This window comes from Sphingomonas sp. IC081 (assembly GCF_006874585.1).
Classification (GTDB): Bacteria; Pseudomonadota; Alphaproteobacteria; order Sphingomonadales; family Sphingomonadaceae; genus Novosphingobium.
Genome location: NZ_CP029761.1, coordinates 2,808,529 through 2,824,686, shown reverse-complemented (window position 1 = coordinate 2,824,686; position 16,158 = coordinate 2,808,529). Strand labels below are relative to the sequence as shown.

Annotated in this window: 15 protein-coding genes; 10 read left to right on the top strand and 5 right to left on the bottom strand. The window is 67.3% G+C overall.

The features are described from left to right. Positions 1 to 44: 44 nt before the first annotated feature. Positions 45 to 1,865, bottom strand: coding sequence for a hydantoinase B/oxoprolinase family protein (locus tag DM450_RS13410; RefSeq protein WP_142635579.1), 1,821 nt, complete (start codon positions 1,863 to 1,865; stop codon positions 45 to 47). A 139-nt stretch (positions 1,866 to 2,004) separates the two neighbouring features. Here DM450_RS13410 and DM450_RS13405 point away from each other — a divergent pair, with 139 nt between their 5' ends. Beyond that, complete coding sequence (locus tag DM450_RS13405; RefSeq protein WP_142635577.1) at positions 2,005 to 3,183, top strand: aminotransferase; 1,179 nt, start codon at positions 2,005 to 2,007, stop codon at positions 3,181 to 3,183. Between the two features lie 79 nt (positions 3,184 to 3,262). Further along, a complete protein-coding gene (locus DM450_RS13400) occupies positions 3,263 to 4,732 on the top strand; it encodes an NCS1 family nucleobase:cation symporter-1 (RefSeq protein WP_142635575.1) in 1,470 nt (489 codons plus the stop codon). A gap of 211 nt (positions 4,733 to 4,943) precedes the next feature. On the opposite strand, the gene DM450_RS13395 is transcribed toward DM450_RS13400, so the two are convergent. Next, positions 4,944 to 6,455, bottom strand: a complete 1,512-nt coding sequence (locus DM450_RS13395) for a replicative DNA helicase (RefSeq protein WP_142635573.1) — start codon at positions 6,453 to 6,455, stop codon at positions 4,944 to 4,946. A gap of 254 nt (positions 6,456 to 6,709) precedes the next feature. On the opposite strand from DM450_RS13395, the gene DM450_RS13390 reads away from it, so the two are divergent. The 6 genes from DM450_RS13390 to DM450_RS13365 all read left to right on the top strand — a co-directional run bounded on the left by DM450_RS13390 (position 6,710) and on the right by DM450_RS13365 (position 12,321). Next, the gene (locus DM450_RS13390) at positions 6,710 to 7,192 is read left to right on the top strand and encodes a UPF0262 family protein (RefSeq protein ID WP_142635571.1); all 483 of its coding nucleotides are present in this window, start codon (positions 6,710 to 6,712) and stop codon (positions 7,190 to 7,192) included. Positions 7,193 to 7,205: 13 nt separating this feature from the next. Next, positions 7,206 to 7,919, top strand: a complete 714-nt coding sequence (locus tag DM450_RS13385) for a glycoside hydrolase family 25 protein (RefSeq protein ID WP_142635569.1) — start codon at positions 7,206 to 7,208, stop codon at positions 7,917 to 7,919. Then, positions 7,916 to 8,371, top strand: coding sequence for a cytidine deaminase (locus tag DM450_RS13380; RefSeq protein WP_242526033.1), 456 nt, complete (start codon positions 7,916 to 7,918; stop codon positions 8,369 to 8,371). Before DM450_RS13385 ends, DM450_RS13380 begins: the two co-directional genes overlap by 4 nt. A 155-nt stretch (positions 8,372 to 8,526) precedes the next feature. Continuing rightward, positions 8,527 to 10,335: a methyl-accepting chemotaxis protein gene (locus tag DM450_RS13375; RefSeq protein WP_142635567.1), complete on the top strand. Its 1,809-nt coding sequence runs from the start codon at positions 8,527 to 8,529 to the stop codon at positions 10,333 to 10,335. 35 nt (positions 10,336 to 10,370) lie between these two features. Next, positions 10,371 to 11,534, top strand: coding sequence for a carbohydrate porin (locus DM450_RS13370; protein ID WP_185928609.1), 1,164 nt, complete (start codon positions 10,371 to 10,373; stop codon positions 11,532 to 11,534). 154 nt (positions 11,535 to 11,688) lie between these two features. Beyond that, entirely contained in the window at positions 11,689 to 12,321 is a 633-nt protein-coding gene (locus tag DM450_RS13365; protein WP_142635563.1) for an RBBP9/YdeN family alpha/beta hydrolase, read from the top strand. A gap of 58 nt (positions 12,322 to 12,379) precedes the next feature. Here the strand turns inward: DM450_RS13365 and DM450_RS13360 are convergent, their stop codons facing one another. From DM450_RS13360 to DM450_RS13350, 3 genes are all read right to left on the bottom strand, one after another. Further along, positions 12,380 to 13,528 carry a carboxypeptidase family protein gene (locus DM450_RS13360; RefSeq protein WP_142635561.1) on the bottom strand — a complete coding sequence of 383 codons (1,149 nt, stop codon included), beginning with the start codon at positions 13,526 to 13,528 and terminating at the stop codon, positions 12,380 to 12,382. Beyond that, positions 13,525 to 14,172: a DUF4136 domain-containing protein gene (locus tag DM450_RS13355; RefSeq protein WP_142635559.1), complete on the bottom strand. Its 648-nt coding sequence runs from the start codon at positions 14,170 to 14,172 to the stop codon at positions 13,525 to 13,527. Before DM450_RS13355 ends, DM450_RS13360 begins: the two co-directional genes overlap by 4 nt. A gap of 81 nt (positions 14,173 to 14,253) precedes the next feature. Continuing rightward, positions 14,254 to 14,994 (bottom strand): DUF4136 domain-containing protein, encoded by a 741-nt coding sequence (locus DM450_RS13350; RefSeq protein WP_142635557.1) that lies wholly within the window; start codon positions 14,992 to 14,994, stop codon positions 14,254 to 14,256. Between the two features lie 262 nt (positions 14,995 to 15,256). On the opposite strand from DM450_RS13350, the gene ykgO reads away from it, so the two are divergent. Together ykgO and DM450_RS13340 are read left to right on the top strand one after the other, a co-directional pair. Then, positions 15,257 to 15,382, top strand: coding sequence for a type B 50S ribosomal protein L36 (ykgO, locus tag DM450_RS13345; RefSeq protein WP_029724010.1), 126 nt, complete (start codon positions 15,257 to 15,259; stop codon positions 15,380 to 15,382). Positions 15,383 to 15,491: 109 nt separating this feature from the next. Next, the gene (locus DM450_RS13340; RefSeq protein ID WP_142635555.1) at positions 15,492 to 16,112 is read left to right on the top strand and encodes an HAD family hydrolase; all 621 of its coding nucleotides are present in this window, start codon (positions 15,492 to 15,494) and stop codon (positions 16,110 to 16,112) included. Positions 16,113 to 16,158 lie beyond the last annotated feature (46 nt).

Below are 16,158 nucleotides of genomic sequence, written 5' to 3'. Positions count from 1 at the left end.
GGGCCGCTCCCCTGCCGGGGAAGGGGGCGGCCTCGATGTTCTGGTTATTCCGCGGCCTCGGCCATGCTGGCCATCTCGGCCCTGAGCGCCTCGGTGGCGGCGTGGTCCACCGCCAGCGAATAGTCTTCAAGGCTGCCGGTCAGCACCACGCCGTACTTGGCGCGCGCCGCGGCAAGGCTGACGTATTCGTCGAGCACGTCCTCCTTCACCGCTTCGGGATCGCGCCGCAGCGGCGGGCCGAACCCGGCGCCGCCGCCGTGCTGGTAGGCGATCACCGCGCCTTGCGGCAGCAGGTCCTGCGCGGTGTGGAGGATGGCGCGCTCGCCGGGCGAGCCGACCTCGAAGCGGTTGGCATAGGGGATCGCATCGTCCCCGCCGCACAGGCCGCGCAAGGGGTGCTCGGCCGAGACCATCCAGGCCATCGCCGACGTCGGCCGCAGCACCTGCTTGACGTTGAGCGAGCCCGGAGAGCCGCGCCACTGGCCGGCGCCGCCGCCATCGGTGGTCATCTCGCGGCTCAGGTTGAGGATCGGGAAGCGGCTTTCCGCATCTTCCGCCTCGGAGAGGATCAGGCTGCCGAGCGCCGACGGGCAGGAGCCCCAGCCATCGAGGCCCTGCACCGCCGAGACGTCCATCGAGCGGCAGTCGACACCCTGGTCCATCCACATCATGCCGTTCTCGTCGAAGCCCATGACCATGTTGGGCATGCCGATCTTGTAGAGCTGCGGCTGCGATCGTTCGGGCGCCACGTTGGAGAGGGCGATGCAGACCGCCTCGGTGATCTCGCAGGCCGGGTGGAACGAGCCCAACGCCGCGGGCTTGTTGGGCGGCGGCTGGGCAATGCAGCCTTCGGGAATCCGGATCTCGACTGCGTCGAAGAAGCCCTCGTTCTTGACGATCGTCGGGTCCATCGCCGCAACCACCTGGCACATCACGTAGCTGCGCGAATTGGCGAAGGTGTTCCACACGCCGACGAGGTCCTGCCGCTCGTCGGTGCCGGCAAGATCGACGGTCAGCTGGTCGCCGGCGATGGTGCAGGCGACGTGGACCTTGATGTCCTTGGTTCCTGCCGTGTCGTGGTCGATCCACACGGTCGCCTCGTGGCATCCATCGGGCCACTTCGCCACTTCCTCGCGCACGCGCCGGGTGGTGTGCGCGATCGAGTGGTTGATCGCCGCCTTGATCGTCTCCCCGCCCCACTTGCCGAGCAGCTGCTCCAGCATGCGCACCGCGTGCTGGACGCCGCCGATCATCGCGGCGATGTCGCCCGCGAACGTGGCGAAGCGGTTGTTGCGCACCACCATGTCGAACACGTCGCGGCGCAAGGTTCCCCGGTGGACCAGCTTGAGGCAGGGGTAGATCACCCCCTCGGTAAAGACGTCGGTGGCATCGAGCGAGAAGCCGCCCGGGTCCTTGCCGCCGGTATCGCCCTGATGCGCCTGCAGCGTCTGGATGCAGATCAGCTCGCCCTTGTCGTCATAGACCGGGCCGTAGATGCAGTAATCGGGCAGGTGGCCGCCGCCGTGATCGGGATCGTTGCCCAGGAAGACGTCGCCCGGTCCCCAGTCGTAGCGCTCCTGGTTCATCAGCCCCCAGCGCGTCTCCATCTGGTTGACGAACGTCAGGTGCGGCGTGCCCACCGCGCCCATGGCAAGGCGGCCGTGGGCATCGACGATGGCGGCATTGCGCTCGTTCGACTGGTTGATGATCGGGCTGGAGGCGGCGCGGCCCAGATAAGTCGCAGCCTCGAAACAGACCGTCTCGAAGGCGCCGCGAATGATGTCGGCGGTGACCGCATCGATACTGGCGCTTGTCGGCAGGGGGCCGCGCGGCGCGGCGAGCTTGCGGTTCAGCTCGTAGGACACGTCTCTTGCTCTCCCTTGTGGTTTGTCCGAGGTAGGTGGCGAGCGGGCCCGCTTCTCGACAGCGAGCGCATCGGCCCATGCAGATCACGAAACAGCCGCGCCGGGCTTGACCACGGGCGCACAAGGAGCCGTACCGGGCATGAAGACAGCTGGCCGTATCCACCCGGTCTATGCGCAAATGGAGCGCACCGTGTTCGACCGCATGTCGGCACTGGCGCGCGAGCATGGCGCGATCAATCTGGGGCAGGGCTTTCCCGACGGGCCGCCGGTGCCCGCGCTGATCGAGGCTGCGAGCCGGGCCTTGCACGAAAGATCGAACCAGTATCCGCCCGGCGCGGGCCTGATCGAACTGCGCGAGGCGATCTGCGGTTATTACGCGCGGCGACAGGGGGTCGCGCTGGCACCTGGGCAGGTGACGGTGACTTCCGGCGCGACCGAGGCATTGGCCGCCGCCGTCTTCGCTTTCGTAAAGCCGGGCGACGAGGTGATCCTGTTCCAGCCCGCTTACGATGCCTATGCGCCGCTGGTGGTCCGGGCGGGCGGAACGCCGGTCTCGATTCCGCTTTCGCCGCCGCATTTCCGTTATCCGGCCGAGGCGCTGGAGGCAGCGATAACGCCGCGCACGCGGGTGGTGATGCTCAACGACCCGCTCAATCCGGCGGGCACGGTCGCCAGTCACGAGGAACTGGCCGCGATCGCGCAGGCCTGCACGGCGCATGACCTGATCGCGATCTGCGACGAAGTCTGGGAGGATGTGCGTTTCGACAGCCTAGCCCACCGCTCGTTGATGGCCTTTCCCGGCATGGCCGAGCGAACGGTGAAGATCGGTTCGGCGGGCAAGATCTTTGGTCTCACCGGCTGGAAGATCGGCTGGATGATCGCGGCGGGCGATCTGGCGACGGCGATTGCGCGCGCGCACCAGTTCCTGACTTATGCCACCGCGGTGCCGCTGCAATGGGCGGTGGCGGAGGGGCTGGCGCTGCCCGATGCGGTGCTGGACGGCCAGCGCGCCGCATGGGCCGCCGCGCGCGGACGGCTGAAGGCGGGGCTGACCGAGGCGGGCTTTGTCGTGCTGTCCAATGCGGCGACGTGGTTCCTCAATGTCGATCTCACAGCCTCGGGCATTTCCCTGTGCGACCGCGAATTCAGCGCGCGCGCGGTGACCGAAGCCGGGGTGGCGAGCGTGCCTGTCTCGGCGCTCTATCAAGGGGATGCCGCGCCCGGGCATCTGGTGCGCTTCTGCTTCACCAAGCCGCTGGATGTGCTGGACGAGGCGGTTTCGCGTCTCGCCCGTTTCCGCGAGGCGCTGATCGGCTGACGACCATCACGCAACCGCCGCTTGACACTTTGCTGCACTGCGGCATCGTGGGCCGCTCAGGCATCGGGGGACGCGGCAGATGGTGGATGGTGAAGGCGCGCTCTGGAATGCGGATCTCGCGCCGACGAGCGAGGCGCAGCGCAACTGGCGCTGGTGGCACTTCGCGGCGCTGTGGGTGGGCATGGTCGTTGCCGTGCCGAGCTGGATGCTCTGCGCCGGGCTGATCGACCAGGGCATGTCGGCCTTGCAGGCGATCGCCACGGTGCTGCTGGGCAACCTGATCATTCTCGTGCCGATGCTGCTGATCGGCCATTCCGGCGCGCGCTACGGCGTGCCTTTCGCGGTGCTCGCACGCGCCTCGTTCGGCACGGTGGGCGCGCGCCTGCCCGCCATGGCCCGCGCGCTGGTCGCCTGCGGCTGGTACGGCATCCAGACCTGGATCGGCGGCGAGGCGCTGCTGACACTGCTTGGCATCTTCCTCGGCGCGGACCTGCGCGGCGCGGCGCTGCCGTTCTTCGGGATCGGCATCGGCCAGTTGCTCGCCTTCCTCGTATTCTGGGGCGTGCAGCTGTTTTTCGTGCGCAAGGGCCTGACGACGATCCGCAAGCTGGAGACCTGGACCGCGCCCGCCAAGCTCATCGCTTGCCTCGGCCTTGTCTGGTGGGCGGTGGATGCGGCGGGCGGTGTCGGGCCGATCTTCTCGGCGCCTTCGGCCTTTGGTCCCGGCGGGGCAAGGGAAGGGCAGTTCTGGGCGGTCTGGCTGCCTGCAATTACCGCCATGGTCGGTTTCTGGGGTACGCTGGCGCTCAATATCGCGGACTTCACCCGCTTTGCGCATAGCCAGCGCGACCAGATGCTGGGGCAGGCGCTGGGACTGCCGCCGACGATGGGGCTGATTGCACTGCTGAGCGTGATCACCACTTCGGCCACGGTGGTCATCCACGGCCGCGCGATCTGGGATCCGGTGGAACTGGCCGGAACACTGTCGGGGCCCTTCGTGCTGCTGGGGCTGATCGTGATCGCGGTGGACACGGTATCGTGCAACATCGCCGCCAATCTGGTCTGCTCGGCGTTCGACTTCGCTTCGCTGAAACCCTCGAAGATCAGCTACCGCACCGGGGCGCTGATCACCGCGACCATCGGCCTTGTCATGATGCCGTGGAAGATCATGGCGAGCACGCAGGGCTACATCTTCACCTGGCTGACCGGCTACGGCGCGCTGCTGGGCCCGATCACCGGTATCCTGATCGCCGACTACTGGCTGCTGCGCGATGCGCGGCTGGACGTGGACGGGCTCTACCTTGAACAGGGCCCCTACACCTACCGCAAGGGCTGGAACCCGCGCGCGCTGATCGCGCTGGTGCTGGGTATCGCGCCCAATGTGCCGGGCTTCCTCTCGGTCGCCGCGCCGGGCGTGTTCGGCGAGGCGGGGGCGCTGTTCTCGGGGATCTACACGTATGCGTGGTTCGTCGGCGTGGCGGCGGCGCTGGGCAGCTATACGCTGATGATGCGGGGCAGGGCGGCGGTGGCGGTTGTTGTCGTGGCTTGAAGTAGGGAAGGATTAAAGCAGGGGAGCATAGCCCCCCTGCACCCCCAATACCGTCTAGGTCACGCGGACCAACCGCGTTGCGCGCCCATGGCTGCGCCGGGAGACTTATAGGCTGCGCCGCAAGGAGCGCACTGCGGATAGGCAGGGCACGACGCAGACATTCCGAGGGTCTGGGGGATCATCCCCCAGGACGTCCTCTTTCCTAATCCGCTCAATCGCTCTCGAAAGCCCCACGCATATCGTCGTCGGCGAGATCCGAGAACTTCGTGATCCGCGCTTCGAAGCGCATGCGGACCTTGCCGGTGGCGCCGTGACGCTGCTTGGCGATGATGAGTTCCGAAAGGCCGGTCACTTCTTCCATCTTCGCGCGCCATGTTTCCCACTTGTCGCGCACGTCGGGGGTGTCGGTGTCGCTGGGGAACTTCGGCTCTGTGGCCTTCACGTAGTAGTCTTCGCGGAACACGAACCAGACCATGTCCGCGTCCTGCTCGATCGAGCCCGATTCGCGAAGGTCGGAGAGCATCGGGCGCTTGTCCTCGCGCGATTCCACCGCACGGGAGAGCTGCGAGAGCGCGATCACCGGAACGTGCAGTTCCTTGGCGAGCGTCTTCAGACCACGCGAAATCTCGGAGATTTCGTTCACGCGGTTGTCGGTGGCGCGGCCGGAGCCCTGCAGCAGCTGCAGGTAGTCGATGATGACGAGGCCGATGTTGTGGCGGCGCTTCAGGCGGCGGGCGCGGGTGCGCAGGCCGGCGATGGTGAGGCCGGGGGTATCGTCGATGAACAGCGGCAGTTCGGCGAGGCGCTGGCTGGCGAAGGACAGCTGCTGGAAGTCCTCGCGGCTGATCTTGCCCATGCGCAGCGCTTCGGAACTGATGCCCGACTGTTCGGCCAGGATACGCGTGGCCAGCTGGTCGGCGCTCATTTCGAGGCTGAAGAAGGCAGTCGCCGCGCCGACCGACTTTTCGACCGGGATGCCGTCCGCCAGATCGCGCTGCAGCCGGTCGGAGGCGTTGAAGGCGATGTTGGTGACGAGCGAGGTCTTGCCCATGCCCGGACGGCCGGCAAGGATGATCAAGTCGGAATCGTGAAGGCCGCCGATCTTGTTGTTCACCGAATTGAGGCCGGTGGTCTTGCCCGAGATGTGGCCGCCCGAATTGAACGCCTTCTCGATGGCGCCGATGGCGGTGCGGGTGGCGGCGGCGAAGCTCTTGGCCTCGTTCGCGGTGGAGGCACCTTCGGCCACTTTGTAGAGCGCGGCTTCGGCGCGTTCCACCTGCTCCATCGGCTCCACCGATTCGGAGGTGTCCATGGCTTCGGCCACGAGATTGCGGCCCACCGAGATCAGTTCGCGCAGCAGGGCGAGGTCGTAGATCTGGGCGGCGAGTTCGCGCGGGGCGAGCAGGCCCTGGCCGTCGGCGGTCAGGCGGGCGAGGTAGGAGACGCCGCCCAGCGCCTTGAGCTGTTCGTCCGCCTCGAAATAGGGGCGCAGGGTAACCGGGGTGACCACCGCCTTGCGGTCGAGCAGCTGGAGGATGCGCTCGTAGATGCGGGCGTGGACGGGTTCGAAGAAGTGCGTGGGCGAGAGCTGTGTCGGAAGCTCCTCGATCACGCGGTTGTCGATGAGCACGGCGCCCAGGAACGCGGCTTCCGCCTCGACGTTCGAGGGCAGGCTGCGGGCTTCGGCCGCAGGCTCGCGGGTGATGAGGGCTTCGTCTGACATGAGGGACCGGACAATGCCCCAAGAGCGGGGTGAGCGGCAAGCACGCCTGTGGAGCATTTGTATGCACAGCCTGTTGATGGCCGGTGGATAATCCTGCGGCTTGCTCCCGCTGTCCCGGCTCCCTGCCGCGCCTGGGCATCGGCGGCGACATGAGGCCTGCCGGCAACACTGTATCGCAACCGTGTCTTTATGCGGGACTACGTGCCGGCTGCACTTGCCCGCTCATGCCGCAACCGCGTAAAGGCGCTCAGACCATGGCCGATCCGCGAATCTCGCATATCGAACTCGACGAGGCGACCATCCTGTGGCGCAACGCCGATATCGAGCAGGAACGGCGCATCGCGATATTCGACCTCATCGAGGACAATGTCTTCAGGCCCGTGCGCGCCTTCGAGGCCGGGCACGAGGGGCCTTATCGCCTGCGCCTGTCGGTGCGCGACGGGCGGCTGTCGCTCGACATCGGCAGCGAAGGCGGCGATCCGATCGAGACGATGGTGCTGGGGCTTGCCCGCTTCCGCCGTCCGGTGCGCGAGTACTTCGCGATTTGCGAAAGCTACTACCAGGCGATTCGCAAGGCCTCCGCGCAGGAGATCGAGACGATCGACATGGCCCGCCGCGCTATCCACAACAATGCGGCCGAACTGCTGCTCGAACGCCTCGACGGCAAGGTTGAAACCGACTTCCCGACCGCGCGCAGGCTTTTCACGCTGATCTGCGTCCTGCATATCCGGGGCTGAAGGGGGCTTCACGATGGCAAGGACTGGACCGGGCGCGATTTTGCGCAAACGTTTGCTGTGGCAAGGGCTGGCGGCCTTGCTGCTGATCGGCATCGTTGCCGGCTGCTGGGGCTGGTGGACGGTGCGCCACTGGCAGCCCTCGCGCCAGGCGTTCCCGGTGCAGGGCGTGGAAGTGGGGGCGGCGGACGGCCAGTTCGACTGGAAGTCGCTCAAGGCCATCGGCGTCGACTTCGCTTATGTCGATGCCAGCGCCAGCGCCTTTGCGCGCGATCCCCGCTTCGTCAGCAATTTTGCCGAAGCGCGCAGCGCAGGCGTGCAGGTTGGCGCAGTCCATCGCTATGATCCCTGTCAGCCGGCGCAGGCGCAGTCGGCCAATTTCGTCACCACGGTGCCGCGCGATTCGCGCCTGCTGCCGCCGGCCATCGATCTTGACATGCTGGCCGACAACTGTGCCTCGCCGGTGTCCGAGGCCAGGGTCGAGAGCGAGCTGATGACCTTCATCAACCAGATCGAGACCCATACCGGCAAGGCGGTGATCCTCAAGATCAGCCCGGCCTTCCAGTCGCGCTACCGGGTGGCGGCCAAGTTCGACCGCAAGCTGTGGCTGGTGGGGGACCGGATGGAGCCCGATTATGCCGGGCGGCCCTGGACGATGTGGACGGCCAACCAGTCGGCCGCCAACGAGATTGCGCAAGGGGGCCTGCGCTGGGTAGTGGTGCAGCCATGACCATGACGTTCACGACCGACCAGCGCGATGCGCTGCTTGCCGCCGCGCGCGAGGCCGCTGCCCGCGCCTATGCGCCTTATTCGAAGTTCCACGTCGGCGCCGCGCTGCTGATGGCCGACGGCTCGGTGGTGACCGGCGCCAATGTCGAGAATGCCAGCTACGGCCTCTCGCTCTGCGCGGAAACGGTGGCGGTGGCGGGGATCCTCTCCTCGGGCGACCGGGCGGGGGACAAGGGCAGGCTGGAAGCCGTTGCGGTGACCGGCGGCGCTCCCGGCGCGCCGGGCGAGGGCGACGTGGTCAGCCCCTGCGGCCGGTGCCGCCAGGTGCTCAACGAGATCGCGCAGATCGGCGGCAGCGACCCGCTGGTCTGGTGCGACGGCCGGGACGGTCCGGTGGAAATGCGGCTGTCGCAGCTGCTGCCGCACGCATTCGGCCCTGCCAACCTGCTGTAATTCCGGTGTCGGCGGCGGCATTCATGAGTTTACGACCTAGCTGATTTCCCCGAGTTCGCTCTCATCGAGATGGTTACTCCCGTAAGTGCATTACCGCGAGCACGGGGTCGTTGCCGCGCGCCGTGGCGCGGCGGGCCAAGGGGAGTATCCAATCCGTGGACGATCGCAGCGCAAGCATTCTCCACAGGTGCGCCATCGGTTTCGGCGTATTGGTCGCGGCGGCGGTGATCTGGGCGGGGGTCGGCTGGTTCAGCGCCTCGCGCGTCGACGCTTCGCTGGACGAAGTCCAGAAAGCCACCGGGCTGCTGCGCAACCACATGGAAGCGGACATGGACCATGATGCCATCAACAGCGGCGTCATGGCCCAGCTCGCCGCGCGCAGTGTCGGCGCCGTGGATGGGCGGGGGGCCGGACAGGACACGCTGGATACCGTGGCCGAGTTCCGCAAGCTGATCGCCAGGGACCAGGCCTTCGAAGGGGCGCCGGACGTGCACGAGGCGGCCATGGCGGTGACCGAGGATGTGCGTGTCTACCTTGAGACCGCCACCGAGATAACCCGGCGCCTCCAGGCCGGAGAACCCGTCAACGACGGCGATGTCGAGCGCTTCCACCGCACTTTCGAGACGCTCGAGGGCAGCCTTGCCAAAGTGTCCGACCAGGTCGAGGCCCATGTCGAGGCCACGCGCGAGCAGGCGGCGGCGGCGATCCTGTTCAACCAGATCGTCGGGCTGGTCTGCCTCGTTTCCATCATGGCGGTGCTCTATGCGGTCTGGCGCCGGATCCGCGGTGACGCGATCGTCCCGGTGATCGCGGTGGGCGAGGCCGTCGCCCAGCTCAGCCGCGGCGACTACGCGGTCCTGGTGCCTTATACCGAAGCCCGCAGCGAGATCGGTATCCTTGCCCGTTCGGCCGAAGACTTGCGCGACCGTCTGCTGCGCGCCGAAGCCGAGCGCGCCGAGCAGGAACAGGCGATCGTCTCCACCCTGGGCGATGCGCTGGCACGGCTGGCGGAAGGCGATCTCACCAAGCGTCTCGAACAGGATCTCGGCGGCGCCTTCGGCAGCCTGCGCAGCGACTTCAACCGGGCGGCGGAGGACCTCTCCCGCGTGTTCAGCCAGGTCACCGAAGCCAATGGCGAAACGCTCAACACCAGCCGCGAGATCGCCGCTTCGGTCGGCGATCTGTCGAACCGCAACGAGCAGCAATCGATGTCGGTGCAGTCGATCTCGGGGGCCATTTCCAGCGTCACCGGGCGGGTCATCGAGGCCGCGCACACCGCCGCCTCGGCGCAAAGCGAGGTGAACGAGATCGGCGGCGAGGTCTCGCGCGGGGGGCAGGTGATCCGCGACGCCATCGAGGCGATGGACCGCATCGAATCCTCCTCGCGCGAGATCGGCCAGATCATCGCCGTCATCGACGGCATTTCCTTCCAGACCAACCTGCTGGCGCTCAATGCCGGCGTCGAGGCCGCCAGGGCCGGGGAAGCGGGCAAGGGCTTTGCGGTGGTCGCCACCGAAGTGCGCGCGCTGGCGCAGCGTTCGGCCGATGCCGCCAACGACATCAAGAACCTGATTTCGGCATCCACCGGCGAAGTCGAAAACGGGGTATTGCTGGTGCGCGAGGCAGGGCAGGTGCTGGAGGCGATCATCGGCCGCATGGGGGGGATCTCCGAACTCATGGACAAGCTGAGCGCCGGTGCGGGCGAGCAGTCCGCGATGCTCCAGCAGATCGACGGGTCGACGACCTCGCTCGAGCAGATCACCCATTCCAACGCCGCGCTGGCCGAGCAGGTGACCGCGGCCACCCGGCAGGTGGTGGTCGCCACCGAGGATGTCGCGCGCAAGCTGGCCGCGCTGACTTTTGCGCGGGGCGGCGGTCAGGCACGGGAAGGCGGCGTCCGGGCGATCGGGCAGGGGAGGGGCGGGCAAGCGGGCCAGGAAGTCGTCGCCTGGCGCGCGGCGTGATCATGCCGCGGGGGCGGCGCAGGTCAGCCTGCGGGATGGCATCGGTATGGGCATTGGCATCGGCATCGGCATTGGAACTGGTGCTGCCGCCGGCGGCGAGCGCCGAGGCGCCGGTCCAGGCAGAGGTGGTCTATACCGCCGATCTTGCCCAGCCGATACGCGGCGGGGCGGACCGCAAGCTGCGCTATCTCGACAATCTCGACCTTGTCGCCGAAGCCGACCTCGATGCACTGGTCGGCTGGCATGGCGCCCGCGCGCATGGCTACGTGCTGGTCAACAATGGCGCCCATCCCAACACGGCGGCCGGGTCGCTGGAAGGGGTGAACAACATCGAGGTCGGCAAGGCGGGCGTGCGCTTGTTCGAAGCCTGGGCCGAGCAGGACATCGGTTCGCAAGGGGCTCTGCTGGTGGGGCTCTATGATCTCAACAGCGAGTTCTACGCGCTCGAATCGGCAGGGCTGCTGCTGGGGCCGCCGTTCGGCATCGGCACCGAACTGGCGGCAACCGGTCGCAACGGGCCGTCGATCTTTCCCTCCAGCGCGCTGGCCGTGCGGGCGAACCTGCGGCTGGGGGAGGGGGAAAGCTACGTCCGGGTGGCGGCCTTCAACGCCCATGCCGCGACCCTCGGCGATCCGGGCGGCGTCGATTTCGGCTTCCACGACGGACTGCTGCTGATCGGCGAGGGCGGGCTGGGGCGGCAGCATGCGCGCCTTTCCCTCGGCCTTTGGGCCTATACCAGGGCGCGCGAGGCCTATTACAGCGATCCCGCCGACCCGGACCCGCAGCGCCGTCATGCCCGCGGCGCTTATGTGCAGGGCGAATTCCAGTTGCCGGGCGCCGGGGAAAGTGCGTTCCAGGCCTTCGTGCGGGCCGGATTTTCGCGTGGGGGGACAACGCCGTTTGCCTGGAGCACCAGTGCGGGCCTGTTCCGGGCGCCGGTGCTCGCCGCGCGCCCGGGCAGTTCGGCCTCGCTCGGCGTGCATTACGCGGGCACCGGCCGGTCCTTCCGGCAGGAGGCGCGTGCGCTGGGACAATCTCCCGCATCGTCCGAATATACCCTGGAGGCGACCTATTCCGATCGTCTGGCCGATTGGCTCACGGTCCAGCCGGACCTGCAGCTGGTGTGCCACCCTGGCGGACTGCGCGGTGCGCCCGCAGCGCTGATCGGAACCGTTCGCCTGACCTTGACCTTGCCCTGAGCGGGAGAGTGGGAACCGGCATCTCGGTTGGGCAGGCGTGCGGCGCATCTGGTCGCGGGGCTATTGTCAATCAATATGGTTGAGTTATGGTGGGGCCGTCGGGACGTAGACAGAGTCGACCGGCGCTTTTCCCAACCCTCGTTGGAGCAGCCCCATGACCCACTATCGTTATCCCCATGCCCGAGACCATGTTCCGCTGATCCTGCTCGTCCCCGCCGCGCCCTTGCGGGAGGGGCACTGGATGCAGCGCTGGGTGCAGTGGAGCGAACATTGCCGCGTGCTCGAACTGGGCATGTGGGACGAACCTCATCGCAATACCTGGGTGAACAAGCTCAATCTCGCGATCCGCCGCGCGGACCGGCCGGTGGTGGTCGTCACCGACGATATTGCCGCGCTGGCACTGGCCTGGTGGGTGCAGTTCGAAAGTGTCGGGCCGGAGAACCCGGTGCTGGGCGCGGTCGCCGTCAATCCGCCGAACATGGACCTGCCGGGCGCCGATCCGCGGCTTTCGCGCTTCGGTGCCTGTCCGCGCCAGACGCTGCCGTTCCCGACGTTTGTGGTCAGCGATCTCGATGCCTCGGCGGCGCAGCAGCGCGCGGTGATCCGCCTGGCACGGGACTGGGGTGCCTCGCCGGTCTGCGACCAGATCCGCGGCGACTGGGCTTCCGGCTGGATGCTGCTGCAGACGGTGCTGGAACTGGAACCCGCCGGTGCGGTGACGCCGCAGTGGTCGCAGGACGAGAATGTCGCGGTGCGCGAGGCCCTGCGCCAGTGGGCGGGGATTTGAAGGTTGCCGCCTGGGCGAAGGCGGGGATGACCGTGCATCCCCGCCAGAACGCTTGAACTTACCTGGCTTCGCGCTCGACCAGCCATTCGAGCAGGGCGCCCATGCAGTCACGGCCGAGCTGGGCGGAGCGTTCCGGGCTCCATGCCTGCGCCGGATCGGCGGCATCGTCGTGGTCCTTGAACGGCATTTCCAGCGTCATCGACACCGCGCCGAAGCGTTCGGCGACATGGTTGGTCGACATCGTCAGGTTGGCGCGGCCCGGCGCGGAGACGGCATAGCCGAGCTTGCGCTGGAAATCGGGGGTGCGGCGGTCGAGGATCTCGCTGAAACGGTCGTAACCCGCCTGCTGCTCGGCCTTGATCGAGGGGATGCCCTGGAAGCCGGCCATGAACACGGCCGGGATCGCCTCGTCGCCGTGGACGTCCATGGCGAAGTCGACGCCGGTCCCGTCCATGGCATTGCGCACGGCCAGCACTTCGGGTGACTTGTCCGCCGTTGGCGTGTCCCATTCGCGGTTGAGGTTCACGCCCACCGCATTGGTGCGCAAGTGGCCGCGCGCCGAACCGTCCGGGTTCATGTTGGGCACGACGTGGAAGCGGCAGCGCTTGCGCAGTTCGCGGCCCACCGAATCGGCGGGATCGGCCAGCACCTCCAGCGCGCCTTCCATCCACCATTCGGCCATCGATTCGCCCGGATGCTGGCGGGCGTAGAGCCAGACCTGCTTCTCGCCCTCGCCCATCTCGACGCAGTCAAGCGGCTGGCCGTCGAGCGTGTGGCCGAGGCAGCGGTAGGTCACGCCCTCGGTGGTGGCGAGGTCGGCGATCAGGTCGTGGTGGCGCTCCATCGAGTAGGGCGCGAAATAGGCGAACCAGGCAAGGTCCGTTTCCGGCACGTAGCGGATGGTCAGGGTGCCGTTGTCCTCACCCGCGTCGAAGGTGCTGGCGGCGAGCGCCCAGTACTGGCGGTCTTCCGAGACGCGGGCGTTGTAGTTCGGCCAGCCGCCCGGATAGGCCGAGCCGTTGAGCCCGGTGATCTTGAGGACAAGTTCCTCTCCGGCGATGTCCGTGCCGCTGACGCGGAAGTGGAACCACTGGAAGAACTCGGAATCCTTGTCGTGCCGGATCGCGAGGCGGGCGGTGGCGCCGTCGGTGGAGAGGACTTCGATGTTGCCGGAATCGAAAGCGGAGGAGATGTGGAGGGTGGTCATTTGACCAGGATAGTTTCGCCCGACTTGCCCGGAAAGCCCTTGAACAGCGCTTCGGCCATTTTTGCCGAACCAAGCGAGGTCTGCGCCATCGGCGACTTGGCGCTGACGGTGAAGCTGGCGCGGCCTTCCCACAAGGTGCGCCCGCCGGTTCGGTCGCGAATCATCACCTGCATGCGGGTGTCGACCTGGTCGGCGGGCTTGCCGGAAAGGTCGATGCCGATCCCCAGCCCGACGCCCGAGCCGTAGTTGCCGGCATTGCCGCCGACCCCGACCGAGACCGGCCCGCGCTGCGATGCCGGCTTGAGGGTGCGCCGCTCGATCGTGACCACGGCGACTTGCGCGTTGGCAACCTGTTCGCCGGGCAGGGGCTGGCGGTAGCCGATCCTCGCCAGTTCCTGCCCCACCGCCGCCGCATAGGCGCGGAATTCGAGACTGCTCTCGTCCTGACCGGGCCCGGCTTCGATGCGGATCACGCCCTGGCCGAGCGCGGGGCCGTCGGGCAGGCTGAAGCGGGTGACTTCCACCGGCCCCACCGGCGCGACGCAGCCGCCCAGTGCTGCAAGCGCCAGCAGCGGCGTCAGCAACGGGGCGGCGAGACGGCGCCGACGGGAAAGGGAGGCCGAAGGATGGGTGGCCGTGGTCATGAAACGCTCTCCGCTGGGCAAGTGCCTGGACGATAACCCTATTTATACTGCGGAGCCATGGCCCACCGAATCATGCGCGAATCATGCGCCGATCGGGTCGGCCTTGGGGAAGCCGTCGAAGAGCGCAGTGGCCAGCTTGCCGGCGATGCGGTCGTCCGGCCAGTCGTTGTCGCCTTCGCGGGTGGCGATGGTGGCATAGCCTTCCCACAGCACCTTGCCGCTCGCCTTGTCGACGATGCGGGTGTCGAGCCGGGTGCTGACGAGGGCGCTGCGCGGCTTGGTGAGGTCGACGTTCACGGCCAGGCCATAGGCCGAGCCGTGGTTGCTCACGCCCATGGCGGCGGAGCCGCTGACCGGGCTGCGCTTTTCCTCGGCCGGGGAGAGGACCTGGCGGGAGATCTTGAGTTCGACGTCCTGCCCGCCCTTGTCGGGCTTGCTCTGGGTGTCGTAGCCGGCGCCGACGAGGGCGTCGATGATCGCGGCCTCGTAGCGCGCGCGTTCAGGGCCGGAAATCCACGCGCCGTCGCCCGATTCGGACGTGACGGTCACGGTGCCGTGGCCCAGTTCGGCGACTTCGGGCCCCTGGGCCGCGAATCGGCTCACTTCGACTCGGCCCTCGCGCGGGTCCTTGCTGCTGCGATAGGGCGAGGAGGCCGGGCCGCCCATCAGCGGGTCGTTCCAGCCGCCACCCCAGCCCGAACCGTAGCCACCGCCCCAGCGCGAGCCCCAGCCGGGCTGGGCCTGAACGGCGGAAGCGACAAGCGTGAGGGCAAGGCCGGAGGCGAGACCAGTGGCGAGAATCGCGGCTTTGAGCGTGTTCATCGGTGTTCTTGTGTCCGAAAGAATCGGTTGGGTCGCACCCTGCGATGGTTTATCGGAGCCTGGCGATTGCCCCATGATGAACGGGGCGATTCTACAGACAGAGTACGAAAAACCGGGCAAGATCAGGGCGCGTTCGAGCACAAGGCATGGGCTCTCGCGCTTGACTTTGCAAGCCACTGCCACTAACGGCGCCACTTCAAATTTCTGGCGGCGGCCCAGTTGCTGTTGGAACAACCGCCGAACCACCAAGACGAGACGAACCATGAAGATTGTGAACAGCCTGAAGTCGCTCAAGGGTCGCCACCGGGACAACCGCGTGATCCGTCGTCGCGGCCGCACTTACGTGATCAACAAGACCAACCGTCGCTTCAAGGCTCGCCAGGGCTGATTCGTCTTGCCCGTCCCCGCCTCGGCGGGGCATCGGGCAAGCCGTCATCGCGACGACATTGGACCCCCGCCCCAGGCGGGGGTCTTGTCATGTCCGGAGCACGCGTGAAATGCAGAATGCCGATCCCGTCCAGGCCGTCGTTTTTGATGTCGGGCGCGTGCTGGTCCAGTGGGACATGCGCGGCCTGTTCGCGCGGCTGATCGACGATCCCGCGAAGCTCGACTGGTTCTGCACGCACGTGGTCACCGAGGAGTGGCATTTCGAGCATGATGCCGGGCGCGATCTCGAAGAGATGGTCGCCGCGCGCAAGGCCGAGTTTCCCGGTCACGACGACCTGATCGATGCCTATGCCACGCGTTTCCTCGAGACGATCCCGGGCCATGTTCCCGGCAGCCACGAGATCGTGCGCGAACTCGCCGCACGCGCCGTGCCGCTCTATGCCATCACCAATTTCGCCAGCACTTTCTGGCGCGAATTCCGGGCCGGCGAGCCGCTGTTCGACCTGTTCGGCGATGTTGTCGTCTCGGGCGACGAGAAGCTCGTGAAGCCGCACCGCGAGATCTACGAACTCGCCGCCCGCCGTTTTGGCCATGCGCCCGAATCGATGCTGTTCATCGACGACAATCCCGACAATATCGCCGGTGCTGCCGCACTCGGCTGGCAGGTCCACCATTTCCGCGACGCCGAAGCCCTGCGGGCCGACCTGACCGGGCGCGGCTTGCTTGGGTGAAGTTGCTTGCGGCGGAATGATATCGTTTGAATAGTTCTCCGTAGTG